This is a genomic window from Pseudoxanthomonas sp. CF385 (assembly GCF_900104255.1).
Taxonomy (GTDB): domain Bacteria; phylum Pseudomonadota; class Gammaproteobacteria; order Xanthomonadales; family Xanthomonadaceae; genus Pseudoxanthomonas_A.
Window position 1 is genome coordinate 1,174,290 of record NZ_FNKZ01000001.1, and the last position, 26,403, is coordinate 1,200,692.

The 26,403-nt window shown below is 70.1% G+C and carries 18 protein-coding genes; 14 read left to right on the top strand and 4 right to left on the bottom strand.

Annotated elements, in window-relative coordinates; translation table 11 throughout:
• The first annotated feature begins 11 nt into the window (after window positions 1–11).
• The 8 genes from mrcB (at window position 12) to BLT45_RS05190 (ending at window position 11,293) form a co-directional block, all read left to right on the top strand.
• The gene (gene mrcB / locus BLT45_RS05155; RefSeq protein WP_093296007.1) at window positions 12–2,429 is read left to right on the top strand and encodes a penicillin-binding protein 1B; all 2,418 of its coding nucleotides are present in this window, start codon (window positions 12–14) and stop codon (window positions 2,427–2,429) included.
• Window positions 2,426–3,013: a hypothetical protein gene (locus tag BLT45_RS05160; protein ID WP_093296010.1), complete on the top strand. Its 588-nt coding sequence runs from the start codon at window positions 2,426–2,428 to the stop codon at window positions 3,011–3,013. Before mrcB ends, BLT45_RS05160 begins: the two co-directional genes overlap by 4 nt.
• 58 nt (window positions 3,014–3,071) lie before the next feature.
• Complete coding sequence (locus BLT45_RS05165; protein WP_093296013.1) at window positions 3,072–5,120, top strand: ATP-dependent DNA helicase; 2,049 nt, start codon at window positions 3,072–3,074, stop codon at window positions 5,118–5,120.
• 42 nt (window positions 5,121–5,162) lie between these two features.
• Window positions 5,163–5,903 (top strand): tRNA (adenosine(37)-N6)-threonylcarbamoyltransferase complex dimerization subunit type 1 TsaB, encoded by a 741-nt coding sequence (tsaB, locus tag BLT45_RS05170; protein WP_093298565.1) that lies wholly within the window; start codon window positions 5,163–5,165, stop codon window positions 5,901–5,903.
• Window positions 5,904–5,995: 92 nt separating this feature from the next.
• Window positions 5,996–6,406 carry a GntR family transcriptional regulator gene (locus tag BLT45_RS05175; RefSeq protein WP_217629530.1) on the top strand — a complete coding sequence of 137 codons (411 nt, stop codon included), beginning with the start codon at window positions 5,996–5,998 and terminating at the stop codon, window positions 6,404–6,406.
• Between the two features lie 15 nt (window positions 6,407–6,421).
• Window positions 6,422–7,330, top strand: a complete 909-nt coding sequence (locus tag BLT45_RS05180; protein ID WP_093296016.1) for an ABC transporter ATP-binding protein — start codon at window positions 6,422–6,424, stop codon at window positions 7,328–7,330.
• Between the two features lie 10 nt (window positions 7,331–7,340).
• Window positions 7,341–9,182 carry a hypothetical protein gene (locus BLT45_RS05185; protein ID WP_093296019.1) on the top strand — a complete coding sequence of 614 codons (1,842 nt, stop codon included), beginning with the start codon at window positions 7,341–7,343 and terminating at the stop codon, window positions 9,180–9,182.
• A 26-nt stretch (window positions 9,183–9,208) separates the two neighbouring features.
• Window positions 9,209–11,293, top strand: a complete 2,085-nt coding sequence (locus BLT45_RS05190; protein WP_093296022.1) for a S9 family peptidase — start codon at window positions 9,209–9,211, stop codon at window positions 11,291–11,293.
• 6 nt (window positions 11,294–11,299) lie between these two features.
• On the opposite strand, the gene BLT45_RS05195 is transcribed toward BLT45_RS05190, so the two are convergent.
• Window positions 11,300–12,175, bottom strand: coding sequence for an energy transducer TonB (locus BLT45_RS05195; RefSeq protein WP_093296026.1), 876 nt, complete (start codon window positions 12,173–12,175; stop codon window positions 11,300–11,302).
• A 1-nt stretch (window position 12,176) separates the two neighbouring features.
• Window positions 12,177–13,121: a glutathione synthase gene (gshB, locus tag BLT45_RS05200; protein WP_093296029.1), complete on the bottom strand. Its 945-nt coding sequence runs from the start codon at window positions 13,119–13,121 to the stop codon at window positions 12,177–12,179.
• Window positions 13,122–13,364: 243 nt separating this feature from the next.
• On the opposite strand from gshB, the gene BLT45_RS05205 reads away from it, so the two are divergent.
• From BLT45_RS05205 to BLT45_RS05230, 6 genes are all read left to right on the top strand, one after another.
• Window positions 13,365–13,766, top strand: a complete 402-nt coding sequence (locus BLT45_RS05205) for a response regulator (protein ID WP_056879689.1) — start codon at window positions 13,365–13,367, stop codon at window positions 13,764–13,766.
• Window positions 13,767–13,819: 53 nt separating this feature from the next.
• Complete coding sequence (locus BLT45_RS05210; RefSeq protein WP_175455804.1) at window positions 13,820–14,350, top strand: chemotaxis protein CheW; 531 nt, start codon at window positions 13,820–13,822, stop codon at window positions 14,348–14,350.
• A gap of 35 nt (window positions 14,351–14,385) precedes the next feature.
• Window positions 14,386–16,422 (top strand): methyl-accepting chemotaxis protein, encoded by a 2,037-nt coding sequence (locus BLT45_RS05215; RefSeq protein ID WP_093296035.1) that lies wholly within the window; start codon window positions 14,386–14,388, stop codon window positions 16,420–16,422.
• A 90-nt stretch (window positions 16,423–16,512) separates the two neighbouring features.
• Window positions 16,513–22,419, top strand: a complete 5,907-nt coding sequence (locus BLT45_RS05220) for an Hpt domain-containing protein (RefSeq protein ID WP_093296038.1) — start codon at window positions 16,513–16,515, stop codon at window positions 22,417–22,419.
• Window positions 22,385–23,638 (top strand): chemotaxis protein CheB, encoded by a 1,254-nt coding sequence (locus BLT45_RS05225; RefSeq protein WP_093296041.1) that lies wholly within the window; start codon window positions 22,385–22,387, stop codon window positions 23,636–23,638. Before BLT45_RS05220 ends, BLT45_RS05225 begins: the two co-directional genes overlap by 35 nt.
• 10 nt (window positions 23,639–23,648) lie before the next feature.
• Window positions 23,649–24,119, top strand: coding sequence for a chemotaxis protein CheW (locus BLT45_RS05230; RefSeq protein ID WP_093296044.1), 471 nt, complete (start codon window positions 23,649–23,651; stop codon window positions 24,117–24,119).
• A 105-nt stretch (window positions 24,120–24,224) separates the two neighbouring features.
• Here the strand turns inward: BLT45_RS05230 and BLT45_RS05235 are convergent, their stop codons facing one another.
• Both BLT45_RS05235 and bioA read right to left on the bottom strand, forming a co-directional pair.
• Window positions 24,225–24,956, bottom strand: a complete 732-nt coding sequence (locus BLT45_RS05235) for a 16S rRNA (uracil(1498)-N(3))-methyltransferase (protein WP_093296047.1) — start codon at window positions 24,954–24,956, stop codon at window positions 24,225–24,227.
• Entirely contained in the window at window positions 24,947–26,347 is a 1,401-nt protein-coding gene (gene bioA, locus BLT45_RS05240; RefSeq protein WP_093296050.1) for an adenosylmethionine--8-amino-7-oxononanoate transaminase, read from the bottom strand. Before bioA ends, BLT45_RS05235 begins: the two co-directional genes overlap by 10 nt.
• Window positions 26,348–26,403: the final 56 nt, after the last annotated feature.

The window sequence follows — 26,403 nt, forward strand, 5'->3', positions numbered from 1 at the left end:
TCGCATCCCCTGTGGCCCGCAACGACTACGACGACGAAGCGCTGGACGAAGACGACATCGACGACGGTGACGACGGCCGACCCGTATGGCGGCAACGCCTGCTCGGCTGGGGGCTCGCGGCCATGGGGCTCGGCCTGGGTTTCCTGATCCCGTACACGTTGTACCTGAACCACCAGGTCACCCAGCGGTTCGGCGAACTGCAGTGGCAGATTCCGACGCGTGTCTATGCGCGTCCTCTGCAACTGGCGCCCGGGCTGGCGATGGACGCGCAGACGTTGAAGACCGAACTCGACGCCGCGTCCTATCGCGACGACGGCGCCGGGCAGAGTCCGGGCACGTATGCGCGCGATGGCGGTCGTTTCACGATTTCGAGCCGCGGTTATGTCGATGTCGACGGCCGCGTGGCGCCTCGACGCATCCAGGTGAGCCTCTCGGGCGGGCGCGTCGGCGCCGTGCGCGACGTCACGCGCAAGCAGTCGTTGAAGGTGGTGCGGCTGGACCCCGCCCGCATCGCGACGCTGTATGGGCAGAAGCAGGAAGAACGTCGCCTGGTGCGGCTCGAGGAAGTCCCGGATCTGCTGGTGACGGGCTTGCAGGCGGTCGAGGACCGCGATTTCAAGGACCACCACGGCGTCGACCTCTCGGGCATGGTGCGCGCGGCGTGGCTGCTGGTGAAGTCCGGCGGCGATACCCGCCAGGGCGCCAGCACGCTGACCCAGCAGCTGGCGCGCAGCGGACTGCTGGGCATCGGCAAGGAACAGACGCCGACCCGCAAGTTCAACGAGATCCTGTACGCGTTGATCCTTGAGGCGCGCTACGACAAGCGCACGATCCTGGAGGCGTACTTCAACCAGGTCTACCTGGGGCAGCGTGGCAGCCAGGCTATCCATGGCGTGGCCGCGGGCGCGGAGTTCTGGTTCGGCCGGGACCTCGACAGTCTGACCACCGAGCAGGTGGCGTTGCTGATCGGCATGGTGAAGGGACCTTCGGTCTACGACCCGCGCCGGAATCCGGAGCGCGCGAAGGAGCGCCGCGACTACGCGCTGTCGAAACTGCACGAGACGGGGCTGATCGACGATGCGGAATACAAGCGCGCGCAGGCCGCGCCGCTGGGCGTGACCAAGACGCCCGGCATGGCCGCGGCGAACCGCTTCCCCGCGTACGTTGACCTGGTGCGCCGCCAACTGGCGCGCGATTATCCGGAGAGCGCGCTGCAGGGCGCCGGTCTGACCGTGTTGTCCGGCATGTCGCCTTCCGCACAGGCGTATGCCGAAGCGTCGGTGACGCGTACGGTGAAGGCGCTGGAGAACAAGCGCCGGCCTCCGTTGCAGGCCGGCATGGTGGTCACCGACGTGCACGACGGCGACGTGCTCGCCGTGGTCGGCAGCCGCCATGTCGCCGAGCAGGGCTTCAACCGCGCCGTGGAGGCGCAACGTCCGGTGGGTTCGCTGCTGAAGCCGTTCGTCTATCTGCTGGCGTTGGCGCAGCCGGATGAGTATTCGCTCGCCAGCTGGGTGGACGATTCGCCGGTCACCGTGCAACTGGGCAAGAACAAGCGCTGGACGCCGGCGAACTCCGACCGTCGCAGTCACGGCACCGTGCGCATGGTCGATGCGCTGGCGCAGTCGTACAACCAGGCCACCGTCCGCGTCGGCATGAAGGTCGAGCCCGACCGTCTCGCCCAGCTGATCCGCGTGCTGGCCGGCATCCAGGCCGAACCCAACCCGGCCCTGATCCTCGGCGCGACCGACCAGAGCCCGTACGCGATGGCGCAGCTGTACCAGTTCCTGGCATCCGGCGGCGAGATCCAACCGCTGCATGCGGTGCGCGGCGTGCTCGATCCGAACGGCAAACTGCTCAAGCGCTACGACAAGACGCCTGCGCCGGCGCAGGAAGGCGACTCCATCGCCGCCAACCTCATCACCGTGGCGCTGCAGCAGGTCGTTTCCAACGGCACCGGCCGGCAGCTGCTCGGCGATGGCCTCGGCCGCCTGCAGTCGGCCGGCAAGACCGGCACCAGCAACGACGGCCGCGACAGTTGGTATGCCGGCTACACCGGCGACCACCTTGCCGTGGTATGGATGGGCAACGACCAGAACCAACAGACCGGCCTGTACGGTGCGACCGGCGCGATGCGCGTGTGGTCGGGCCTGTTCGCCCGCCTGCCCAGTGCGCCGCTGAAGGCGTCGGGCAAGGGCCTGGACTGGCAGTGGGTGGTGTCGTCCAACAGCACCGACCCGGGTTGCCCGGGCGCCCGCCAGCTGCCGTTCGTATCCGGCTTCGCGCCGGCCTATGCCGCCTGCGTGGTCGAACAACCGCCGCTCGAAGGCGAAGAAGCCGACAGCGGCGGCGGATGGCGCAGCTGGTTCGGCCTGGACCGAAAAGAAGAAGCACCACCGCCCCAGGATCCTCCCCCGCAACAGCCATGATGATGAAGTACGCCGTTCCCCTGTTCCTGCTCGTCCTCGCCGGTTGCGCGTCCGCGCCGGCGCCCGAACCGCCCGCCGCGAACGATCCGGTCACCCCCCAGCAACGCGTCGCCGCGATCCATGCCGCCGCCGGCCACGACGACCGCGAGCTCGCCGTGCAGCCGCTGCGCGATCCGGAAGTCGATGACTTGCGCGAAACCGCCCAGCGGGCCGTCGCTGCGCGCGAGCTGGCCGCCGCGGCGTCCGCGCTCGACCGTGCGGTGGCGATCGTGCCGGAGGACCCCGCGGTCCTGCAGGAACGCGCCGAGCTGGCCTTGCTGCAGGGCGACTACGCGCGCGCCGACGCGCTCGCGCACCGGGCGTTCGAACTGGGCTCCCGGGTCGGTCCGCTGTGCCGCCAGCACTGGGAGACCGTGCGCCAGGTACGCCAACACCAGCGCGCCGTGCTGGCCCCGTTGCCGGTGCGCCATACGCCGGAAGACGCCGCGCAGCATGCGGCCCGCGCGGCCACCCAGGACGCATCGATCGGCGATGCCGAACGCCAGCGCGATGCGTGCACCGTGCCGGTGATCGAGCGCATGTGAGGCGCGCGGCGGGCGCGACGCGGTACTCTTGCCGCCGCAACCGCCCGTCCTTTTTCCGATGTCACAGCTCGCCCAGGCCAGCCGCGACGCCCTCAGCGAAGGGGGCGCGCTGGCGGACCGCCTCGATGCCTTCACGCCCCGCGACGCCCAGCAGCGCCTGACCGCGGCGATCGCCGATGCGTTCGACGGGCGCGACGTGCTGCTCGCCGAAGCCGGCACCGGGACCGGCAAGACCTTCGCCTATCTCGTGCCGGCGCTGCTGTCGGGACTCAAGACCATCATTTCCACCGGCACGCGCGCGCTGCAGGACCAGCTGTACCACCGCGACCTGCCGCGCGTGCGCGACGCGCTGGGCGTGGCCGGACTGAAATCGGCGCTGCTGAAGGGACGCAGCAACTATCTGTGCCGCTACCGCCTCAACCAAGCCAAGGGCGAGCCGGCGCTGTTGCGAACCACCTTCACAAGCCGCGAGCAGGTGGACCAGTTCCAGCGCGTCGTCGCATGGAGCGGGCGCACCCAGTTCGGCGACATGGCCGAGCTGGCCGCACTGCCGGACGATTCGCCGCTGCTGCCGCTGGTCACGTCCACCATCGACAACTGCCTGGGCAGCGAGTGCCCGTTCTGGGACGACTGCTTCGTGGTGCAGGCACGCCAGCGTGCGCAGGCGGCGGACATCGTGGTGGTGAACCACCACCTGCTGCTGGCCGACCTCGCGCTCAAGCAGGAAGGCTTCGGCGAAATCCTCCCGGGCGCGCAGGCCTTCGTGATCGACGAGGCCCACCAGCTGCCCGAACTGGCGGCGAACTTCTTCGGCGAAGGCTTCGGCATGCGGCCGCTGCAGGAACTGGCGCGCGATTGCCTGGCCGAGTGCAAGGACGTCGCCGGCGCGCTGTCCGCGCTGCAGCCGCCGGTGCGCGCGCTGGAACAGGCCCTGCGCGAAGCCCGCGCGGCGATGGAAGGGCTGCCGGCGCGCGGCACCCAGCAGCGGTTGCTGGCCAAGCCGGAGGTGACCGCGGGCTTCGATGCCATCGAACACGCACTCGCGGACCTGTCGGCCGCGCTCGCCCCGCTGGCGCAGGCGTCGCTGGGCCTGGAAGCCTGCGCGGCACGGGCCGCCGAATTCGCCAAGCGCTTGTCGCGTTGGTACGCGGCGCCCACCCGCGCAGGCGCATTCGACGACAAAGACGCGGCCCCGCAGGACGATGACGGCGACGTGCTCTGGTACGAGCTCACCCCGCGCGCGTTCCGCTGCCAGCGCACGCCGCTGGATGTGTCCGGTCCGCTGCGCCAGCACCGCGAACAGTCGCGTGCGGCCTGGGTGTTCACCTCGGCCACGCTCGCCGTCGGCGGCCGCTTCGATCACTTCGCCGTGCGCCTGGGCCTGGAAGATCCGCCCACGCTGCTCCAGCCCAGTCCGTTCGACTGGCCGCACCAGGCGTTGTGCTACCTGCCCACCGGCCTGCCGGATCCCAACGCACCCGCCTACGGCCAGGCATTGATCGCCACGGTGCGGCCGGTGCTGGAGGCCTCGCAGGGGCGGGCGTTCCTGCTGTTCGCCTCGCATCGTGCGCTGCGCGAAGCGGCCGACGCGCTGCGGGGCGGGCCGTGGCCGCTGTTCGTGCAGGGCGAGGCGCCGCGCGGCACGTTGCTGCAGCGTTTCCGTGAATCCGGCAACGGCGTGCTCCTCGGTGCGGCGAGTTTCCGCGAGGGCGTCGACGTGGTCGGCGACACGTTGAGCGTCGTCGTGGTGGACAAGCTGCCGTTCGCCGCGCCGGACGATCCGGTGTTCGAAGCCCGCCTGGACGCCGTGCGACGCGCCGGCGGCAATCCGTTCCGCGACGAACAGCTGCCGCAGGCCGTCATCGCGCTCAAACAGGCGGTCGGCCGCCTGATCCGCAGCGAGACCGACCGCGGCGTGCTGGTGCTGTGCGATCCGCGTCTGACCGGCAAGCCCTACGGGCGCGTCTTCCTCGATTCGCTGCCGCCGTTCGCGCGCACGCAACGGGTGCAGGACGTACAGGGGTTCTTCGGCGCCGCGATCAGCGACGATGCGCCCGCGGCGGCGGCTCCGCCGACCGACGACTGGTTCGCCGATGCCCGCTTCTGAACCACGCAGGTATCCTTGCGCCATCTGGTCACGCCGATCCGCATGAAACTGCTCGCCTTCGAAACCGCCACCGAAGCCTGTTCCGTCGCCGTCTACGTCGATGGCGAGGTGCGCGAACGCTTCGAGATCGCCCCGCGCCGGCACGCCGAACTCGCGCTGCCGTGGGCCGAACAGCTGTTGGCCGACGCTGGCCTCTCCCGCTCGCAGCTCGATGCGGTGGCACTCAGCCGTGGACCCGGTGCCTTCACCGGCGTCCGCCTCGCGATTGCCATCGCGCAGGGCATCGCCCTGGCCCTCGACCGGCCACTGCTGCCGGTCTCGACGCTGGCGGTGCTGGCCGCGCAGGTACCGGCGCCTGCGGTATTGGCGGGCGAGGGCGGCTGCGATGTCGGTGCCCCGCACGCGATCCTGGCGGCCATCGATGCGCGGATGGGGGAGGTTTACACCGGCACGTTCGTGCGCCAGGGCGAGGATCTGTTCGCGACGACCGAGGAAGCGGTCATTGCACCCGCCGACTACCGGTTGCCCGGGGACGCGATCGGCTGGATCGGCGTCGGGACCGGGTTCGCAGCGGCCGAAGGAGCGCTGGCGACGGCGCTGCAGGCACGCCTCGCCCGCATCGACGCCCAGGCGCTGCCGCATGCCGCCGACCTTGCGCGGCTGGCGGTGCAGGCGTGGCAGCGCGGCGAGGCCATCGCGCCGGAGCGCGTGGAGCCGGCCTATCTGCGCAACAACGTCGCCCTGACCCTGGAAGAACAGAAAGCCCTTCGCGCCAGCCGCTGAGGCGACCACCCGGAGGGGTGCCGTCGGTCAGGGTTGACGTCCGCTGGCCTAACTGTACTATTTGTATTAGTACAGTTGCCTGGAGGTCCCGCATGGCCCGCACCGTCCCCCTGATGCTGCAGATCGCCACGGGCGATCCGCGACCCATCGTCCGCCAGATCGTCGATGGCGTGCGCATGCAGATCGCCACGGGCGGCCTGCGCGCCGGCGACCAGCTGCCCAGCGTGCGCGGCCTGGCGCAGCAGCTGTCGATCAACCCCAACACGGTGGCCAAGGCGTATGCCGAGCTGACCACCGAGGGCTGGCTGGAATCGCGGCAGGGCATGGGCCTGTATGTCGCAGCGCCGCGCCAGCGCCTGTCCGATACCGAACGCGAGCGTCGCCTCGACGACGCCGTCGGCCGCTTCGTCAACGACGTGATCCCGCTCGACTTCGCCGCCGACGAGGTCGAGTCGCGCGTATCGCACGCCCTGCGGCGCCTGGCGCCGCGCCGCACCGCCTGAGCCAGGACCGCCGACATGTCCGACGACTACGTGATCGAAACCCGCGCACTGACCCGCCGCTACGGCGCGAAGTTGGCGCTGGACCACCTGGACCTGGCGATCCCGCGCGGGCGCATCCACGCGATCGTGGGCGCGAACGGTGCGGGCAAGTCGACGCTGTTCCGGATCCTGCTCGGCTTCCTGCCGCCGACCTCCGGCACGGCGCGCATCCTCGGCCGCGACAGCCAGCAGCTGCGGCCCGAAGACCGCGCACGGGTCGGCTTCGTCAACGAAGAACACACGCTGCCGGGCTGGATGCGGGTCGAGCAGGTGCGCGCGATGCAGCAGCACCAGTACCCGCGCTGGAACGCGCGCGCCTACGACGACGTGATCGGCCATTACCACGTGCTGCCGCAGCAGAAGGTGGCGGAGCTCTCGCGCGGCGAGCGCGCCGGGCTCAACCTCGCGCTGGCCCTGGCGCAGACGCCGGAACTGCTGGTGCTCGACGAACCCACGCTGGGGCTGGACGTCGTCGCCAAGCGCGCCTTCCTGGAATCGCTGATGTACAGCAATGCGGCCGAGCAGTGCACGGTCGTCTACTGCTCGCACCAGATGGAAGAGATCGAGCGCGTCGCCGACAACCTGATCATCCTCGAGCGCGGCCAGCTGAAGAACATGTCCGCACCGGAGGATTTCACGGCGCGCGTCGCGCTGTGGGTGGCGGACATCCCGTTCAAGGGGCCGGAGCCGCATACGGTGCCCGGCCTGTTGGAAGTGCAGCGCCTGGATGGCCTGCACCACTACCTGGTGCTGGACCAGGACGAGCGCTTCGCCGATTACCTGCGTGCGCAGGGCGCGCGCTCGATCCGGAGCATGCCGGTGAGCCTGGACCGTGCGGTCAACGGCTTCCTGGCCAAAAACCACGCCACGCCGGCCGCGGCCTGAGGAACGCCCCATGTACGACTTCTTCAAGAGCGAACTGATCCGCTTCCGTGGCTGGGCCGTACTCGCCGCGGTGGTGCACCTGCTGGCGCTGGCCTTCATGGCGCGCGTCGTGGACCTGGCACAGCAGCCGCTGCTCGTGCACCGGGTGATCGGCGGCGTCTACGCGCTGTGCGGCCTGCTGCTCGGCCTCTACCAGATGGGCACGTACCGCAAGCCGAGCCAGTGGCTGAGCCTGCTGCACCGGCCGATGGCGCCGACGCGGGTGGCGTTCGCGCTCGCCGCTGCCGCCGCGGTGCTGCTCGCGGTGGCCGTCGCGCTGCCCTTGCTGCTCGTTGCACTCTGGCAACACGCGCTCACGCCGCGCGTGGTCGACCTGCGCCATTGGCTGCTGCCGCTCTCCGGTGCGCTGATCGCGACGTCCGCCTATCTCGCCGGTGCGTTCTGCAGCTTGCGCGGGTGGCGTTGGGCGGGCGCGGCCTTGATCCTGCTGGTGTGGTTGCTGGTCAGCCGGGCCTATGGCGTCGGCATGATCGCGATCGAGCTGATCGTGCTGGCCTGGCTCGCCGTGCTGCTGCGCGTGGCGTTCGCGGCCGACCTGGACGCGCCGCCGCGCGGGGTCTTCGCGACGGCCGCCGTCGCGCTGCCGCTGCAGGTCGCGGTGCAGGTGCTGGTGCTGGTCGTACTGTTCGGCCTGGAGATGGTGTGGATCGCGCAGGGCAGCCACCCGAACAACACGCCGACGCCGCCGGTCGGCGGGCACAACGAAGTCGAGAAGATGGATCCGCGCGACCGCATGGTGGCGGGCCTGCGCGGCAGCCATCATCCGGATGCGCCGCTGCTGCGCGAGCAGATCCGCCTGTCCGACCCCGAAGGCGTGGGCGTGCAGGTGCCCAAGCTGCCGCAATACCAGGAACTGGCGAACTTCCGCCCGATGGAGTTCGACGACGGTGAGCGCCGCGAGCGGTGGGTGTTCAGTCACGACGACATGCGCCTGCATGGCTATCGCCTGGCCGACAACCGCACCGCCGGCGTGCTCGGCATCGGCAAGGAAGCAGCGCCGTTCCCGGCGGTGGTGTTGCCGGGCGACGGCCTGCCCGGGATGGAACCGGGTGATGCGGTGCTGGTCGGTGGCGACACGCTCTACCAGTACATCAGCGCCGAACACCGCGTCGTGCCGCGTGTGCGCGTCGCGGCCGGCGAAACGCTGATGGGTGGCAGCCCGCTAGGGCAGGGCATCGGCATGCTCAGCGATCGTGCGCTGTATTTCTACGACGGGCGTCCGCTGGTCGAAAGCCATGCGTTGATGGTGCCTCGCCTGCGCGTGCCGCTGCCGGGCGCGATGGGCGACCTGCGCAATCTGGACCTGGTGGAACTGGTCGACGGCCATCTGATCTCGCTGGCTTACTCTGCGCGATCGCACGCCGACGGCGCGGCGCCGCTGCAGATCACGCTGCGCACCCACGACGATGGCCGCATCGAGACGGTCCACACCCGCCCACTGGCCTACGACTATCCGCCGGTCTACCGATACCGCAGCGGCTGGCCCTCGCCCGTGCTGCGCGTCGCGACCGAGGCGGCTCGCAACCTGTTCGCACCGCCGTTGCCGCTGGATGTGGTCCAGCCTGCGGCGATTCCCGCCTCGATGGTGTGGCTCGCGGGCGTGCTGTCGCTGCTGTCGCTCGTCGGTGCCGTCTGGCTCACGGCGCGCTCGCAGCTCTCGACGGCGGGCCGCTGGGGGTGGATCGCGGTGTGCGCACTGATCGGGCTGCCGGCACTGGCCAGCCTGTGGCTGCTGATCCCCCGCCGCGAGGTTGTCGTTCGCGTGTCGCTGGCCCAGCCGGCACGCGCTTGAGCACACGACGACGTGAGGAGACGACCATGAACCTGTTCCCGTTGCGCGCCAGGGTGCGCATCGCGCTGTCTGCATGCACGCTGCTGGGCTCCACCCTGCTCGCAAGCGTGCCGGGCGCTGCAGGCGGCGGAGGATTGCAGGCCTACGTCGCCGCCGAGCGTGCGCGGCCGGTCGCGCCCGCGTTGCCCCGCAGTGCCTTCCTGCAGCGCGGCGCGATCGTGGCGATCCGGTTGTCGCGCGATGGCAGGCACGCGGCTTGGCTGCGCGATCGTGGCGAGCAGCGCGAGGTGTGGCTGCAGAACACCGCGGGCGGTCCGCCGCGGCGCCTGCTGGGGAACACGCCGGCGGACGCGCTGGACTGGAGCCGCGATGGCGGCTGGCTGCTGCTGCGTTCGCCGCGCGACCTGCAGGCGCTGGCCGTGGCGAGGCAGGCGGGATCGGGACGGATCGCGACGCTGGGAGGTGCGACGGCGGTCGCGATGCTCGATACCGATCCCAGCCAGCCGGCCGCCGTGCTGCTGATCGAACGCGAGGGCCCGGCCGCGGCGCCACGCGGCTGGCGCTTGCTGCGCGTGGACATGCGGGGTCGGCGCACCGTGCTGTGGCAGGACCGCCAGCGCATCGTCGACGCTGCGATCGATGCGCGAGGCGAGGTGGCCTGGCTGCAACGCGTGGAAGGCGGCGCGTTGGTCGTACACCGGGTCGCGCGCGGCGCGGCGCACCCGGTCCTGCATTGCGTGCCGAGCCGGCGCTGCGCGCTGCGCGGCCTCGCGCCCGACGGCGGTGTCTGGATGCGTACCGACCTGCAGGGCGATCTGTCGCGGTTGGCGCGGCTGCAGGTGGACGGGCGGATCGTCGAGGTCCATGCCGATCCGCAACGCACCGCGGATGTGGACGCGATCATCGAAGACCCGGTGGGGCGACAGCCGCGCTTAGTCGCGTATCGCAGCACGACGTCGCAGCTGTACGCGCTTGCCCCTGACGATGGCGCGCACCTGGACGCACTGCGCGCGGCACTGCCCGGCCGGGACCTGGACCTGCAACCGGGCGTCGGTTCCGGCGCGCGCTGGCTGGTCGAAACCGCTTCACCGCAGGCACCCCTGCGACGCTGGCAGGTGTACGACCCGGCGACGCGCACGTTGTCGCCGCTGCTGGACGACATGCCCCTGGACCGGCGTTCGGGCGCGCCGGCCGCCGCGCTGGATGAAGCCCTGCTCGCGCGGCCGGTGTCGGTGGCGTGGACGGCCTCGGATGGCCGCCGCGCGCACGGCTTCCTCTGGTTGCCGCCGGGGCGCGATGCCGCGCGGCTGCCGCTGGTGGTCGTGCCGCACGGCGGACCCTGGAACCACTGGAAGCCCGAATACCGGGCGCTGAGCCAGTTGCTCGCCAACCGCGGCTACGCGGTGTTCGAACCCAACTTCCGTGGCTCGACCGGGCATGGCCGCGACTACGTGCTGGCGGCGCGCGGGGATTTCGGGCATGGCCGCGTCCAGGCGGACATCGTCGAGGGCACGCGTTGGCTGCTGGACCAGGGCATCGGTGATCGCGAACGCGTGGGCATCGTCGGCGCCTCGTTCGGGGGCTACTCGGCGTTGCTCGGCGCCACCTTCGACCCGGACCTGTTCAAGGTGGCCGTGGCCATGGTGCCGCCGCCGGATTTCGGATGGGTGCTGCGCTGGGTGTTGCGCAATCCGGAAGCGCTGGAAATCGGCGGCGTCGTGCCGATGGAGGACTGGTTGCTCGGCCAGGGCATCGACGTGGCGGACAGGGCGACGATGGCCCGGCTGCACGCGCAGTCGCCGCTGGCGAATGTCGACCGCCTGCGCCGGCCCGTGTTGCTGGTCGCCGGCGGTGAGGATCGCCGTGTCGGCCTGGCGGGCGTCATCGAGTACGCCGCGCGGCTCAAACTCGCCGGCAAGGACGTCGCGTTGCTGGTCGACGAACAGGCCGGCCACGACGGCGGCTCGCCGACCGCGCGCGAGGCGCGGGCCTACCTGATGGAGATGATCCTGCAGCGGGAACTGGGCGGCGTCGCGCCGGCAGCACCCGACCCGGAGCTGCGCGGCTACCTGCGCCGCAATCTCAGGCTGCCGGGTACGCTGGCGCCCTGAGTCCGCTCAATCGTCGCGGACTTCGCCGCCCGGCAGGAAACGCCACGTGCGGGTGACGTGCAGGATGTCCACGTTCTCGCTGGTCTCGGGCAGCGGCGGGAACGGCGCGGACAGCTGCACGATCCGTTGCGCCGTCGAATCCAGCAGCGGGATGCCGCTGGACTGGATGATGCGGGTCTGCTCCACGCTGCCGTCGCGGCGCACCGCGACGCTGATCACCAGGGTGCCGGCCAGGCGCTTGCGCCGTGCTTCGTCGGGGTAGTTGAGGTTGCCGACGCGTTCCGCGCGGTCCACCCACGCGCGCAGGTAGTTGGCGTAGACGTACTCCTTGGTGCTCGCCGAAACGAATTTGCGCTTCGGGCGCTTGGCGTACAGCTCAGAGCGCAGGTGGTACTCCGCGGCCAGGCGCGCCATCTCGGCATCGCGCTGCACCTTCTGTTCGCCCTGCGGGAGATCGGGCTGGTCCGGCTGCGGGCGGGCTTCCGGCGTCGGCGTACGCACGTCGCTGTCGCGCGTGGCGACCACGCGGCTCTCCGGCGGCGGCACCGGCGCGGTCGTCTGCGCGCGCAGCGGTTGCGGGGCCAGCCCGGTATCGGGTTGAGGAATCCAGCCCGCCTGGCTGTCGCGCGGACGCTTGGCCTGGTCGCTTTCGCCGCCGCCCTCCTGGTTGGCCGCGGCCAGGAAGTCGGCCTCCTTCGGCGTCAGTGGCGTGCTGGTCTGGCTGAGGATCACGTCCAGCGTGGGCATCACCGGCGCGGCGTCGTCGAGGGCGAAGCCCACGCCCAGCACCAGCAGGCCGTGCACGATCAGCGACAGCGCCAGGGTGGCGCCGAGGCGCTCGTTCGCGCCGATCTTCGGTGGGGTGACGGGGACCGCCGACATCTCAGGCGAGCTTCTTCTCGATGGCGTCGAACAACTGGCCGGCGATGTTCAGACCGTACTGGGCGTCGAGCTCGCGCACGCAGGTCGGGCTGGTGACGTTGACTTCGGTCAGGTAGTCGCCGATGACGTCCAGGCCGACGAACAGCATGCCGCGGCGCTTCATCTCCGGGCCCACCTGGGCGGCGATCCAGCGGTCCCGGTCGCTCAGCGGGCGGCCTTCGCCACGGCCGCCGGCGGCCAGGTTGCCGCGGAACTCGTCGCCCTGCGGAATGCGGGCCAGGGCGTAGTCGACCGGTTCGCCGTCGATCAGCAGCACGCGCTTGTCGCCGTCCTTGATGCCGGGGATGAACCGCTGCGCCAGAGTCAGATGGCCGGGCCCGACCAGGGTTTCCAGGATGACGTTGGTGTTGGGGTCGCCGGCCTTCACCCGGAAGATCGAGCGGCCGCCCATGCCGTCCAGCGGCTTCAGCACCGCCTCGCCGTGCTCGGCGACGAAGGCCTTCAGTGCGGCGGGGTCGCGGCTGACCAGAGTCGGCGGACAGCACTGCGGGAAGAGCAGGGCGGCCAGCTTCTCGTTGTAGTCGCGCAGGCCCTGCGGGTCGTTGACGATCAACGCACCGGCCTGTTGGGCGATGCCCAGCACGTGGGTGTCGTAGAGGTACTGGTCGTCGACGGGCGGGTCCTTGCGCATCAGCACGACCTGGCCGGGGCCGAAGGCGAGCTCATGCGCCTCGCCCAGGGTGAACCAACCGGCCTTGTCGTCCTTGACGGTCAGCGGGGCGACCTGGGCGAAGGCGCGGCCATCGCGCAGGGCCAGCCGGCCCGGGGTGACGTAGTGCAGCCGGTGCCCGCGCCGCTGGGCCTCCAGCAGCATGGCGAAGGTGGTGTCCTTGGCGATCTTGATGGACCCGATCGGGTCCATGACGACGACGATGTCCAGCGGCATGGGGGCGGTTCTGCGGATGAGCGTGCGATGGTATCAGGCGGCACCGGACGGCCTGCCCGGCAAGGGCGGAACGGGGCATTCCGCGGGCGTCCGGAAATTGAGACGTGGATCGCATCGCGCCGTTCAGCCAAATGGCCCGCGGGGGCGCGGCTTGACAGTGCGCGCCGGGATAGGGGATATAAGCAGGCAACGCAGCGCGGCCAGTTCGTCAATGAAGCCGCGCGCGCATGGGGAAAACAGGTAATGACGCAGAATGAAGGCCAGGCCGGCGGACTCAACGGCCTACGGGTCATGGTCATCGATGACTCGAAAACCATCCGCCGCACCGCGGAAACCCTGCTGAAACGCGAGGGTTGCGAGGTGGTGACGGCGACGGACGGGTTCGAGGCGCTCGCCAAGATCGCCGACCAGCAGCCGCAGATCATCTTCGTGGACATCATGATGCCGCGCCTGGACGGGTATCAGACCTGCGCGCTCATCAAGAACAACCAGGTCTTCAAGTCCACGCCGGTCATCATGCTCTCGTCCAAGGACAGCCTGTTCGACAAGGCGCGCGGACGCATCGTCGGCTCGGAGCAATACCTGACCAAGCCGTTCACGCGCGAGGAACTCCTCGACGCCATCCGCGCCCACGTCAGCACCTGAGGGGCTGGCGACATGGGGACCAATCGCACTGAGTGCACAGGGGGCGCGCGATGATCCGCACACCGTTCGATACGCTGGCCGAATACGAGCGCCGCAGCCTGGCGCATGCCGTGGCCCAGCCCGCGCGCGAAATCGCGCAGGACCAGTACCGCGGCGTCGGCTACCGGGTAGGCAAGCGCCGGCTGATTTCCAACTTCGGGGAAGTGGTGGAAATCGTGCCGATGCCGCCGGTCACGCCGGTGCCGGGCGCGCAGCCGTGGCTGCTGGGGATCGGCAACCTGCGAGGCAACCTGTTCCCGGTGGTGGACCTGAAGCAGTTCCTCGAGGGCGAGCGCACCGTGCTGCACGAAGGCCAGCGCGTGCTGGTCATGCGGCAGGCCGGCGGTGACGTCGCGCTGACCATCGACGAGCTGTATGGCCAGCGCAGCTTCCACGAATCGCAGCAGGTCGAGCCGGGGGATCTGGCGGACGGCCGCTACGCGCATTTCATCGAGCGGGCTTTCGCCAGCGACGACCAGCAGTGGGGTGTGTTCGCGCTGGGTCTGCTCGCGCGCACGCCCGAGTTCCGCCAAGCCGCGCTCTGAGCGCGGACGACACGCTATTTTCCAGGGGTTGAAAAATGAGCACTGCGTCGGATTCTCCTACCGCCAGCAAGATCGGCAGTTTCAGCAATAGCTTCTGGCTGGCGCTGCTGGCGATCTCGGTGATCGTATTCGGTGCCAACACGGGCGTGGCCACCTACCAGGGCAGCCGCCTCTCCGGCGCCAGCACCGGCGCATCGGACATGCGCGTGCTCTCGCAGCAGCTGGCCAACCAGGGCCGTGAGGCGGTCGCCGGCAACGCGACGGCATTCAAGGCATTCAAGGAAACCAAGCAGTCCGTCGAGTCCACCGTATCCGACCTGCAATCGCGCTTCGGCAACGAGGGCGCGATCTCCGGTCCGCTGGAGAAGCTGGCCGCTACCTGGGCGCCTTTGGGCAAGAGCGCGGACCAGATCGTCGCTTCGGAAGCGGCCGTGCTGGCGCTGGCCGGCAACGCCGACCGCTTCGCCGGCCAGGTGCCGAGCCTGCAGGCGCAGCTCAACGAAGTGGTGCGCGCCATGTCGGCCGGCGGCGCGCCGTCGTCGCAGATCTACAGCGCCCTGCAGCAGGTCGTGCTGGCGGGCACCATGGCCCGCCGCGTGACGGAAATCCGCGCGGGTGGCGCGGGGGCCTCCACCGCCGGCGACGCGCTGGGCCGCGACGCCGTGCTGTTCGGCCAGGTGCTGGAAGGCCTGCGCAACGGCAACGCCGAACTGGGCATTGCTCCGGTCCGCAATGGGGCCGCGCTGGCCGCGCTACAGAATTCGCAGACGCTGTGGGCGACGATGAAGAAGGACCTGGACGCCATCCTGGCCAGCTCGCGCAACCTGTTCGCCGCGCAGGGCGCGGCGGCGGCGCTGACCAACGGCTCCGGCCAGATGCTCCAGGACAGCACCAACCTGTTCCAGGCGTTCTCCGCGTTCGGTTCCGTGCGCGATACGCGCCTGTTTCCGAACTTCTGGCTCGGCATCGCCTCCGGTATCGCGGCGCTGATCTCGATTATCGGTCTGCTGTGGTCGCTGTACCGCACCCGTCAGCGCGAGCAGGAAATGCGCTACCAGACGCAGGTGGAATACAACAGCCGCAACCAGCAGGCGATCATGCGGCTGCTGGACGAAATCAGTTCGCTGGGTGAAGGCGACCTGACGGTGAAGGCCTCGGTGACCGAGGACATGACCGGCGCCATCGCGGACGCCATCAACTACGCCGTGGACGAGCTGCGCAACCTGGTGACCACGATCAACGACACCTCGGTGCAGGTGGCGGCGTCGACCCAGGAAACCCAGGCCACCGCGTTGCAACTGGCGGAGGCTGCCGGCCACCAGGCCGACCAGATCACCACCGCGTCCGACCGCATCAGCGAAATCGCGACCAGCATCGACCAGGTGTCGAAGAACTCCACCGAGTCCGCGGAAGTGGCGCAACGCTCGGTGCAGATCGCGACCGAGGGTGCCGGCGTGGTGCGCGAGACGATCCGCGGCATGGACCAGATCCGCGACCAGATCCAGGAAACCTCCAAGCGCATCAAGCGTCTGGGCGAGTCGTCCCAGGAAATCGGCTCGGTCGTGGAACTGATCAACGACATTTCCGAGCAGACCAACATCCTGGCGCTCAACGCGGCCGTGCAGGCGGCCTCGGCCGGCGAAGCGGGCCGCGGTTTCGCGGTCGTGGCCGACGAAGTGCAACGCCTCGCCGAACGCACCTCGGGCGCGACGCGCCGCATCGAATCGCTGGTTCAGACGATTCAGGCCGACACCAACGAAGCGGTCAGCTCGATGGAGCAGACCACCGCCGAGGTGGTGTCCGGTGCGCGCCTGGCCGAGGACGCCGGTACCGCGCTGGGCGAGATCGAACGCGTGTCGAACGACCTCAACAACCTCATCAAGAACATCTCCTCGGCCGCACAGCAGCAGTCCACCGCGGCACTGGACATCACCCAGACCATGGGCGTGATCCGGCAGATCACTTCGCAGACGTCGTTGGGCGCGGGGCAGACCGCCGAGTCGATCGGCCATCTGGCGCAGCTCGCGTCCGACCTGCGCCGTTCGGTCGCCGACTTCAAGCTGCCGGGCTGAGGACGGGACGTACCGCATGAATTTCCTACCCCATCCCGCCCGCCTGCAGTGCGAGGCTGACGGTTCCACCGCCACCGCGGGGGCTCGCCGATGAGCGCGCTGCGCGAGGCCATGAGCCATGCCGTGCTCGGCTGGGTGAAGCCCGAGCTGGACGAGACCCTGCGACTGGTGAGGCAGGAGATCGAGTCTTTCGTCGAGGCGCCCGCGGACACCAGCCGCATGCGCTTCTGCGCCGGCTACCTGCACCAGGTGCAGGGCACCCTGCGCATGGTGGAGCTGTATGCGCCCGCGATGGTGGCGGAAGAGCTCGAACTGCTCGCCAGGGCGTTGCAGGATGGCGGCATCGGCGACCGCGACGAAGCCTGCGCCACCCTGATGCGTGGCGCGGTGCTGCTGCCCGACTATCTCGAGCGGCTGCAGGAGGGGCACCGCGACATCCCCATCGTGCTGCTGCCGCTGCTCAACGAGATCCGTGCGGCGCGCGGCGCCGCAGGCCTCAACGAAAGCATGCTGTTCCCGGGCGGTACGACGGACGAGGCGACGCCCAGCGAAGCCGAGATCGACCACGCGCGCAGCAGCCTGACCGGCCGCAACCGCGAACTGCTGGACACGGTCGGCAACGCGGTGAAGGAAGAGCTGCTGCGCGTGAAGGACGCGCTCGACCTGCACCTGCGCACCGGCAACGATGCGCAGGAGCTCGAGCCGCAGGTGGCCGAACTCGGCAACGTCGCGGATACGCTCGGCATGATGGGCCTGGGCGTGGCGCGCGACGTGGTCATGCAGCAGCGCGACACCCTGCGCGAGGTCGTGGCGGGCAGCCGCCCGGCGGACGAGGGCACGCTGCTCGATGTCGCCGGCGCCTTGCTCTACGTGGATGCCTCGCTGGACGACCAGGTCGCCCGACTGGGTAGCGCCGGCGATGCGGGCCCCGACCCGAGCGCGGCCGAATCGCAGCGCACCGTCGAGGTGCTGGCGCAGGAAGCGATCATCAATTTCGCCGGTGCGCGCGAGCGTTTCGTGGCGTTCATCGAGACCAACTGGGACCACGGCGAGCTGACCGATGTCCCGCGCCTGCTCGACGAAGTGGCCGGCGCGCTGCGCATGCTCGAACTGGCCCAGGCCGGTGACTATGTGGTCGGCGTGCGCCGTTATGTCAGTAGCGAATTGATCGGCAAGAAGCGCGTGCCCGGCGGCCAGCAGCTGGACACGCTGGCCGACGCGATGGCCAGCCTGGAGTACTACCTGGAGGCGCTGCGCGAGCGCCGGCCGAACCGCGAGGACATCCTCGAGATCACCCGCGGCAGCCTGGAAGCCTTGCGTTACTGGCCGTTGCCGCCGGAAGCGCCGGCTGCCGTCGAGCCGGCGATCGCGGCGGTCGCCGCCGTGCCGGAACCGGTGGCCGAAGCGGTGACGGCACCGGCCGACGCATCCGTGCCTGCCGAAACGGCGGCGGAAGCTGCCGATGCGTCCACCTTCGGCGCACTGACGCTGGAGCCGGTCGACGCCGCGCCGGCGCTGGCCGAAGCGAATCCGTTCGATCCCGTGGGCTTCGAAGAAGCCGATGCGGGCCCTGAAGCCACGACGTTCACCGTCGAGCTGGAGCACGACACGGCCGCCGAAGCGCCGATCGTCGAGGCCCCCGCGGAGATCGACGAGCCCGCCGCCATCGCGGGTGCACCGGTCGAGGCGGAAGAAGAAATCCTGCCGGACCTGCGCCATGAAATCGCGGCTGCCGCAGCGGCCCTGCCGGCGGCGACGGTGGTCGGTGGCTTCGACAGCGATGCGACCGACATCGACGACGAGATCCGCGAGGTCTTCCTCGAGGAATTCGACGAGGAGATCGTCAACCTCCGCCAGCTGCTGCCGGCGTGGCGCAGCAATCCCGAGGACCTGGAGCGCCTGCGGCCGATCCGCCGCGTGTTCCACACGCTCAAGGGCAGCGGCCGTTTGGTCGGCGCCAAGACGCTCGGCGAGTTCAGCTGGAGGGTCGAGAACATGCTCAATCGCGTGCTCGATCGCACGCGCGAACCCAGCCATGCCGTCGAGGCGTTGCTCGAGCTGGCCTGCGATGCGCTCCCGCAGCTCAATGCCGCCTTGCGCGGCCAGGGCAGCGTGACGGCCGACCTGGCCGGCATCCAGGACGTCGCCGACCGCCTGGCGGCAGGCGAGGAGGCGTACTACAGCGCCCAGCCGACCGTCGTGGACGAAGACGCCGAGTTCGTCGAACCCGCGCCTGCGGCGATCGCCACCCCGGCGATCGAGGATGTGCCGGCGGTGTTCGAACCGGAGACCGAAGGTACGCCCGCCTCCGTCGATGCCGTGCTGCGCGAGATCCTGGAAGTCGAGGTCGACAACCATCTCGACACGGTCGATACCTGGCTGCTGAAGGCGCAGGTCGACGCGGTCCCGGTGACCGAGGAACTGCTGCGTGCCGTGCACACGATGAACGGTGCGCTGGCGATGGCCGACGTGCCGGAAATCACCGAGGTCACCTCGTCCGCGGAGCAGTACGTGAAGCGCCTGCTAGCCGCCGGCGAAACGCCGACGCCGGAAGGCGTGTCCGCCATCGCCGACACCGCGCAGGCGATCCGTCGCAGCGTGGCGGCGTTGCAGGCGCCTTCGCCGCGCATCCCCGTGTTCGCCGCACTCGCTGGTCAGCTGGTCGCGTTGCGCGACAGCCTCCCCGAGCAGCGCCACGGCGCGCAGATCGTCGACGACACGCATCAGGGCACTTACGTCGAGCAGATGCCGACGATCGCGCCGCCGGTCACGCCGACCGACGTCGAACTCGCCGCGCTCGACCTGTCGGCGTACCTGGACGACACGGCGCATGGCGCCGGCGGCGATCTGGTGCCGGATGTCGCCGCGGTCGAGAGCACCGAACAGTCCGCGACCGCCGAGGTATCTCCGGTGGCAGCGTCGCCGGAAGTGACGTTCTACGACATCGATTACCGCATCCTGCCGCGCAGCCGTGCGGATGAAGTGGACGCCGCGGCAGGTACCGTCGACGCCGACGAACCCTCCGCCGCTCCCGCGGACAGCACAGCGGATGCGGCCATCGGGACGGTGGACGATGGCGCCATCGACGATGCGCTCGTCGTGGACGCCGACCTGCCTGCCTTCCTGACGGAAACGGCCGATGGCGGGGCCGGGGATGCCGCCGCGCCCGTCGACGACATCGGCGCCGAAACGATGCCGGCGGAAGACGGCGCGATCGATGAGCCGTCCGTCGAAGATGTCCCGGTCGAAGCGATCGTGGAGCCCGCATCCGAAGAAGCCGCTATCGATGAGACCGCTGTCGAAGCGGATACCGTCGACGCGAGCGTGAGCGAAGAGACGGCTGTCGAGGTTCCGATCATCGAAGAAGCGGCCTTCGAGGCGCCGGCCGTCGAAGAGGCGATTGCCGAAGACGTCGCCGACGCGGAAGCGTCCACCGCCGACGAGAGCGTCGCAGACGCCGCCGGGGAAGAAGCAACCCTCGAAGAGATCGTCGCTGAAACAGCGGCGCCTGAAGAGGTGTCCGTCGCGCAGCTCGTTGACGCCGTCGTCGGCACGTCCGCCGACACGCCGGACGCCAGCGAACCTGCCCTGCCTGAAGTCGTCGCCTCCGCCGAAGCCGAGGAGTCTGTCGTGACCAGTGCGCCCGCCGACATGCCGGAGCCGGAAGAGGCCCTCGACCTGACCGGTCTGGACCTGGACCTGGTGGAGATCTTCATCGAGGAAGGCAACGACCTGCTCGATCACTCCGACGACCTGCTGGCCAAGCTGCGCGAGACGCCCGAGGACCGCACGCTGATCATCAGCCTGCAGCGCGATCTGCATACGCTGAAGGGCGGCGCGCGCATGGCGGGCATCCACGCCGTCGGCGATCTGGGCCACGCGATCGAATCGATGTTGGAGTCGATCGTCGGTCAGCGCACCGAACTGGACCGCCGCGCGATCCAGCTGCTGGAGCGGGGTTTCGACACGCTGCACGGCCAGCTCGCGCGCGTCACTGCCCGTCGCACCGTGACCATCCCCGACGGGATGATCGCCGAGTTCAACGCGCGTGCCCGTGGCATCGAACTGCCGGATGCGCCGGCCGAGATCGATGCGCCGGCCGCACCGGTGGAGCTGGCGCCGTTGTCGGCGCCGATCGAGACCGACCTGACGGCGCACGCGGAGGAAGAATTCTTCCCGATGGGCCAGCAGGAGCAGGTGCGCGTCCGCGCCGACCTCCTGGACCGCCTGGTTAACCATGCGGGCGAAGTCGCCATCTACCGCGCGCGCCTGGAACAGCAGCTCGGTGCGTTCCGCGGGGCCATGGCCGAACTGGACCGCACCAACATCCGTCTGCACGACCAGCTGCGTCGTCTCGACCTCGAGACGGAAGCGCAGATCGTCGCCCGCTACCAGCGCGAGCACGAGAAGCAGGACCCCACGTTCGATCCGCTCGAGCTGGACCGTTTCTCCACGTTGCAGCAGCTCAGCCGCGCGCTGGCCGAATCCGCCGCCGACATCAGCGGTCTGCAGGGCGTGCTGGACGACCTGTCGCGCCAGTACGACAGCCTGCTGCAGCAGCAGTCGCGCGTCAGTTCGGAGCTGCAGGATGGCCTGATGCGTGCGCGCATGGTGCCGTTCGAAGGCATCGTGCCGCGCTTGCGCCGTGTGTTGCGCCAGGCCGGTACCGACACCCACAAGCAGGTCAGCCTGCAGCTGTCGGGTACCCACGGCGAAATGGATCGCAACGTGCTGGAGCGGATGACCGCGCCGCTGGAGCACCTGTTGCGCAACTCCGTGGCGCACGGCCTGGAATCGCCGAAGGATCGCCGCAAGGCGGGCAAGGCGGAAGAAGGCACCGTGCAGGTCGCGCTGCGTCGCGAAGGTTCGGAAATGGTGCTGGTCGTGTCCGACGACGGCGCCGGCCTCAACCGCGACGCGATCCGCCGCCGCGCCGAACAGCGCGGGCTGATCCAGCCCGGTGCGACGTTGGCCGATGCCGACCTCGATCGTCTGATCCTGGAGTCCGGCTTCAGCACCTACGACAAGGTCAGCCAGCTGGCGGGCCGTGGCGTGGGCATGGACGTCGTCCACAACGAAGTCCGCCAGCTCGGCGGTTCGCTGGACATCGCCTCCACGCCCGGCAAGGGCGCTGTCTTCACCCTGCGCCTGCCGCAGACGCTGGCGGTCACGCAGGCGGTGTTCGTGCAGATCGGCGAGGCCCAGTTCGCCGTGCCGGTCGCCGCGGTGAGCGGCATCGGCCGCATCAGCCACGCGCGCTTCAACGCCGGTGCTGGCACGTACCACTACGCCGGCGAAGACTACCCGCTGTACAACCTCGGCCACCTCGTGGGCCACAGCCCCGCCAAGGCGGAAGGCCAGGCGCAGGTGCCGCTGCTGCTGGTGCGCGCGGGCGACCTGCGCGCCGCCGTCGCCGTAGACCAGGTGCTGGGCAACCGCGAAATCGTGGTCAAGCCGGTGGGCCCGCAGATCGCCTCCATCCAGGGCATCTACGGCGCGACCATCACCGGCGATGGCAGCGTCGTGGTGATCCTCGACGCCGCGCCGCTGGTGCGTCGCCATCTGTCGCAGCCGGCGCAACCCGCGCAGCCGACGGCAGCCGTCGAGCAGCGGCGCGTGCCGCTGGTGATGGTGGTGGACGACTCGCTGACCATGCGCAAGGTGACCAGCCGCGTGCTGGAACGCCACAACTTCGAAGTCGCCGCCGCGCGCGACGGCGTCGAAGCGCTGGAGAAGCTGGAAGAGCGCGTCCCCGACCTGATGCTGCTGGACATCGAGATGCCGCGCATGGACGGCTACGAGCTGGCCACGGCGATGAAGGCCGATCCGCGCTTCAAGGACGTGCCGATCGTGATGATCACTTCGCGTACCGGCGACAAGCACCGCCAGCGCGCGTTCGACATCGGCGTGCAGCGCTACCTCGGCAAGCCGTATCAGGAGCTCGATCTGCTGCGCAACGTCTATGACCTGCTGGGAATCGCCCGTGTCCGTGAGTGAAGCCAAGCGCGTTGCCCTGTTGGCCCGCCCGGGCGAAGCGCGCGAGCGCCTGCGGGTGGCCCTGCACGAAGCCGGCGCCGATATCGTGCTGGAAGACGATCCGAACACGCTCGACGCGGAGGCGCTGGGCACCAGCGCGCCGCAGGTGGTGCTGGTCGCGCTCGAGCCGGCGATCGAGGACAGCCTCGAGCGCTTCGACGGCGTGCTGCACGATCCGTCGGTGTCGGTGATCTTCGACGAGGCCGAGCTGGCCGCGCGCCGGCAGGGCTGGGAAGCCCAGCGCTGGGCGCGCCACCTCGCCGCCAAGCTGCATGGCCACCAGGACGTGTTGCCGCCGGGCCGGGAAGAAGAAGTCGGCCTGCAACTGGAACCGGGACTGCCGGTAACGCCGGCGCAGTTGCACCAGGACGCGGAAATCTCGCTGCACCTGGAAGAAGCGGCGGACATCGCCCAGGAACTCCCGCGTGACGACTTCGCCTATACCGGCGGGCCCGCCGTGCGACAGGGCGACGACAACGTGATCGATGCGGACGACTGGCTGCGCAACGCGTCGCAGGCTGCGGCGCCTGCCGCACCGGTGCCGCCACCGCTGCCCGAACCTTCCGCGGCGACCCCGCCGCCGCTGCCCGCGCCGAAGTTCGACCTGTCCTCGCTTTCGCTGGAACCGCTCGACGCCAGTGGCAACGCCGCCCAGCGCGTGCAGGGTGCGGTGCTGGTGTTCGCCGGCATCGGCGGTCCCGACGCCGTGCGCAAGCTGCTGGCGGAACTCCACGAAGGGTTTCCCAAGCCGGTGCTCGTGCACCTGCGGCTGGATGGCGGCCGTTACGACAACCTCGTGAGGCAGATGGAGCGCGTGGCGCACATGCCGGTCGCGCTGGCGGAGGCCGGCACGCCCGCCGAGCCCGGCCACATCTACGTGATGCCCGGCGACGTCGTGCCGCTGGTCGACGCCGGCGTCGTGGGCTTCCGTCCCGGTGCCGTCATCCACACCATGATTTCGCAGCTGCCGCCCGCCGACAGCGCCGTACTGCTGCTCAGCGGCAGCGATACCGCGCTGGTCGAGCCGGTGGCCGCGCTCGGTGCGCAGGGCGCCCTGGTGATGGGCCAGTCGCAGGACGGCTGCTACGACCCCGCCGCGCCGCGCGCACTCGCTGCCCATGGCGCCGAACTCGGCTCGCCCGCGCAGCTCGCGCAGCGCCTGATCGACCGCTGGTTCTGAGGAACACACGATGGCCCATTCCAACGACGAAATCCGCGGCGTCCTGATCCAGGCGGGCGAAGACCGCCTGCTGCTGCCCAATGCCACCGTCGCCGAAGTGCTGACCCGTGCGCCTGTCGAACCCATCGATGGCATGCCGGACTGGCTGCCCGGCCGGATCGACTGGCATGGCTGGCCGGTACCGCTGGTGGCGTTCGGCCGCCTGAGCGGCAATTCCAACGACCCGGTCGCGCTCAACAGCAAGATCGTGGTGCTGAAGGCGTTGAGCGGCGACAAGGACCGGCCGTATTTCGCCCTGCTGACGCCGTCCTTCCCGCGCCTGGTGTCGGTGCCGCGCGATGGCCTGCTGGCCGACGCGACCGAAGAAGACCTGCCGGTCGGCGTCAAGGTGCGTGTGCTGCTCGGCGACGAAGCCGCGGTGCTGCCGGACCTGGAAATCATCGAAACGATGATCGGCGACGCGCTGGCCAACGCGGCCTGAGGCTAAGTAGGTGGGCCCCGGCCCACCTGCCGCCGCCGCGAACCAGGCGCTCCGCTCCGCCGCTTGCTGGATGGGATGTCGCGCGACGGCGGGCTTGAGCCCGCCCTACAGGTCGCCGAACCGGGACTGCAGCGCAGCGATCGCAGCCAATCCGGCGGTTTCCGTGCGCAGGATGCGCGGCCCCAACCGCAATCCGATGAATCCCGCGGCCGAGAGGATCTCGCGGTCGCGCGGCGACCAGCCGCCTTCCGGTCCGATCGCCACCACCACTGCACCGGTCGCGACCTGTACGGTCGCCAGCGAGACGGCGCCGGCGGGGTCGAGCGTCAGGCGCATCGCATCGCCGTCGATGGCGCGTGCGGCATCGTTGAGTGCCGCCGGCGCCGCCAACGTCGGCAACCGGGCACGGCCGCTCTGTTCGCAGGCCGAAGCGATGACGCTGCGCCAGTGCGCCACGCGCTTCTCCGTGCGCTCGGCATCCAGCTTGACCTCGGTGCGTTCGGCCACGACCGGAACGATCGCGGCGACGCCCAGTTCCGTCGCCTTCTGCAGGATCAGGTCCATCTTCTCGCCGCGCGCGATGCCCTGCAGCAGGGTGACGTGCAGCGGCGATTCGGTCTCGATGGCGCGCGCGTCCCCGAGCTCGACGACGACCTCGCGCTTGCTGATGGTGATGATGCGGCCGCCATGATCGTGGCCGTCGCCGTTGAACAGCACGCAGGCATCGCCTTCGCGCAGGCGCAGTACGCGGGCGAGGTGGTTGGCGGTCGCGTCGGGCAAGGCGACGCGCGTGCCTGTGCGCAGCGGCAGGTCCACGTAACAGCGGGTCATGCGCATGCGGTGGCCTCCTCGATGGCGTGGCGGGTGACGTCGGCGAGATGCTGCAGGTCCTCCGCATCCACGCAGTAGGGTGGCATCCAGTACAGCACGTCGCCCAGCGGGCGCAGCACGACGCCGCGCGACAGGGCGGCACGATAGGCCTTCAGGCCGACGCGCGCCGCGGCGGGGAAGGGCGTGGCCCGGTCGCCGTCGCGGGTGAGTTCGAAGGCCAGCACCATGCCGGCCTGGCGTACGTCGGCGACATGGCGGTGCGCGGCCAGCGGTTCCGCGAGCGCGGTCATCGCGCGCGCCGTCGCGCGATTGCGCGCGAGGATGTCGTCGTCGCGGAAAACGTCCAGCGATGCCAGCGCGGCTGCACACGCCAGCGGATTGCCGGTATAGCTGTGCGAATGCAGGAAGGCGCGTTCTCGCGAATCGTCCAGGAATCCGTCGTAGAGCGCCTGGGTGGCGAGCACTGCCGCCAGCGGCATGAACCCGCCGGTGAGGCCCTTCGACAGGCACATCAGGTCGGGCATCACGCCGCTTTGCTCGCTCGCGAACAACGTGCCCGTGCGGCCGAAGCCGACGGCGATCTCGTCAGCGATCAGGAAGGCGCCGTTCGCGTCGCAGAGTTCCCGCACCCGCGCCAGGTAGTCGGGATGGTGCATGCGCATGCCGCCCGCGCACTGGACGCGGGGTTCGACGATGACCGCGCAGACCTCCCCGGCATGCCGGTCCAGCAACGCCGCCAGCGCATCGGCGGCACGCGCCGCGCAGTCCGCGGGCGATTCCCCGTCGCGGGCGAGATAGGCGTCCGGCGAGGGTGCGAACACGGCCTCGGTGAGCAGCGGTGCGTACACGCGCCGGTACAGCGGGATGTCGCCCACCGCCAGCGCGCCCAGGGTCTCGCCGTGATAGCCGTTCTCCAGCGCGATGAACTTGGTACGCCGGTGTTCGCCGCGGTTGTGGAACCAGTGGAACGCCATCTTCAGTGCGACCTCCACGCCGGCCGAGCCGTTGTCGGCGTAGAACACCTTGGACAGCGGCGCACGGTCGGGCTGGCGCGGGGCGAGGGCCAGCAGGCGCTCGGCCAGCTCCACCGCCGGCGCATGGGTGAAGCCGGCCAGCATCACCTGTTCCAGCGCGCCGGCCTGGGCCGCGATGGCAGCGCCGATGCGGGGCTCTGCATGGCCGAACAGGTTCGTCCACCAACTGCTGACCGCGTCCAGGTAGCGCGTGCCGTCGTAGCCGACCAGCCAGGCGCCCTCGCCGCGCGCGATCGGCACCAGCGGCAAGGTGTGCGGATGCTCACGCATCTGGGTGCAGGGATGCCACACCGCCGACAGGTCGCGGGCACGCCACTGGTCCGCCTCTGTTAGCATGCTGGCTTGATGATCCGTTTGTCGCATGCCCCCATGATATCGGCCCCCGCCCCCTGCCGTCGCTGCGCCCCGCGCGCCTGGCG

What these genes read in the sequence shown, in the direction of transcription:
- BLT45_RS05160 (WP_093296010.1), top strand. Translation starts at nt 2,426, where the DNA reads ATGATGATGAAGTACGCCGTTCCCCTGTTCCTGCTCGTCCTCGCCGGT.
- BLT45_RS05165 (WP_093296013.1), top strand. Translation starts at nt 3,072, where the DNA reads ATGTCACAGCTCGCCCAGGCCAGCCGCGACGCCCTCAGCGAAGGGGGC.
- tsaB (WP_093298565.1), top strand. Translation starts at nt 5,163, where the DNA reads ATGAAACTGCTCGCCTTCGAAACCGCCACCGAAGCCTGTTCCGTCGCC.
- BLT45_RS05175 (WP_217629530.1), top strand. Translation starts at nt 5,996, where the DNA reads ATGGCCCGCACCGTCCCCCTGATGCTGCAGATCGCCACGGGCGATCCG.
- BLT45_RS05180 (WP_093296016.1), top strand. Translation starts at nt 6,422, where the DNA reads ATGTCCGACGACTACGTGATCGAAACCCGCGCACTGACCCGCCGCTAC.
- BLT45_RS05185 (WP_093296019.1), top strand. Translation starts at nt 7,341, where the DNA reads ATGTACGACTTCTTCAAGAGCGAACTGATCCGCTTCCGTGGCTGGGCC.
- BLT45_RS05190 (WP_093296022.1), top strand. Translation starts at nt 9,209, where the DNA reads ATGAACCTGTTCCCGTTGCGCGCCAGGGTGCGCATCGCGCTGTCTGCA.
- BLT45_RS05195 (WP_093296026.1), bottom strand. Translation starts at nt 12,175, where the DNA reads ATGTCGGCGGTCCCCGTCACCCCACCGAAGATCGGCGCGAACGAGCGC.
- gshB (WP_093296029.1), bottom strand. Translation starts at nt 13,121, where the DNA reads ATGCCGCTGGACATCGTCGTCGTCATGGACCCGATCGGGTCCATCAAG.
- BLT45_RS05205 (WP_056879689.1), top strand. Translation starts at nt 13,365, where the DNA reads ATGACGCAGAATGAAGGCCAGGCCGGCGGACTCAACGGCCTACGGGTC.
- BLT45_RS05215 (WP_093296035.1), top strand. Translation starts at nt 14,386, where the DNA reads ATGAGCACTGCGTCGGATTCTCCTACCGCCAGCAAGATCGGCAGTTTC.
- BLT45_RS05220 (WP_093296038.1), top strand. Translation starts at nt 16,513, where the DNA reads ATGAGCGCGCTGCGCGAGGCCATGAGCCATGCCGTGCTCGGCTGGGTG.
- BLT45_RS05225 (WP_093296041.1), top strand. Translation starts at nt 22,385, where the DNA reads ATGACCTGCTGGGAATCGCCCGTGTCCGTGAGTGAAGCCAAGCGCGTT.
- BLT45_RS05230 (WP_093296044.1), top strand. Translation starts at nt 23,649, where the DNA reads ATGGCCCATTCCAACGACGAAATCCGCGGCGTCCTGATCCAGGCGGGC.
- BLT45_RS05235 (WP_093296047.1), bottom strand. Translation starts at nt 24,956, where the DNA reads ATGCGCATGACCCGCTGTTACGTGGACCTGCCGCTGCGCACAGGCACG.
- bioA (WP_093296050.1), bottom strand. Translation starts at nt 26,347, where the DNA reads ATGCGACAAACGGATCATCAAGCCAGCATGCTAACAGAGGCGGACCAG.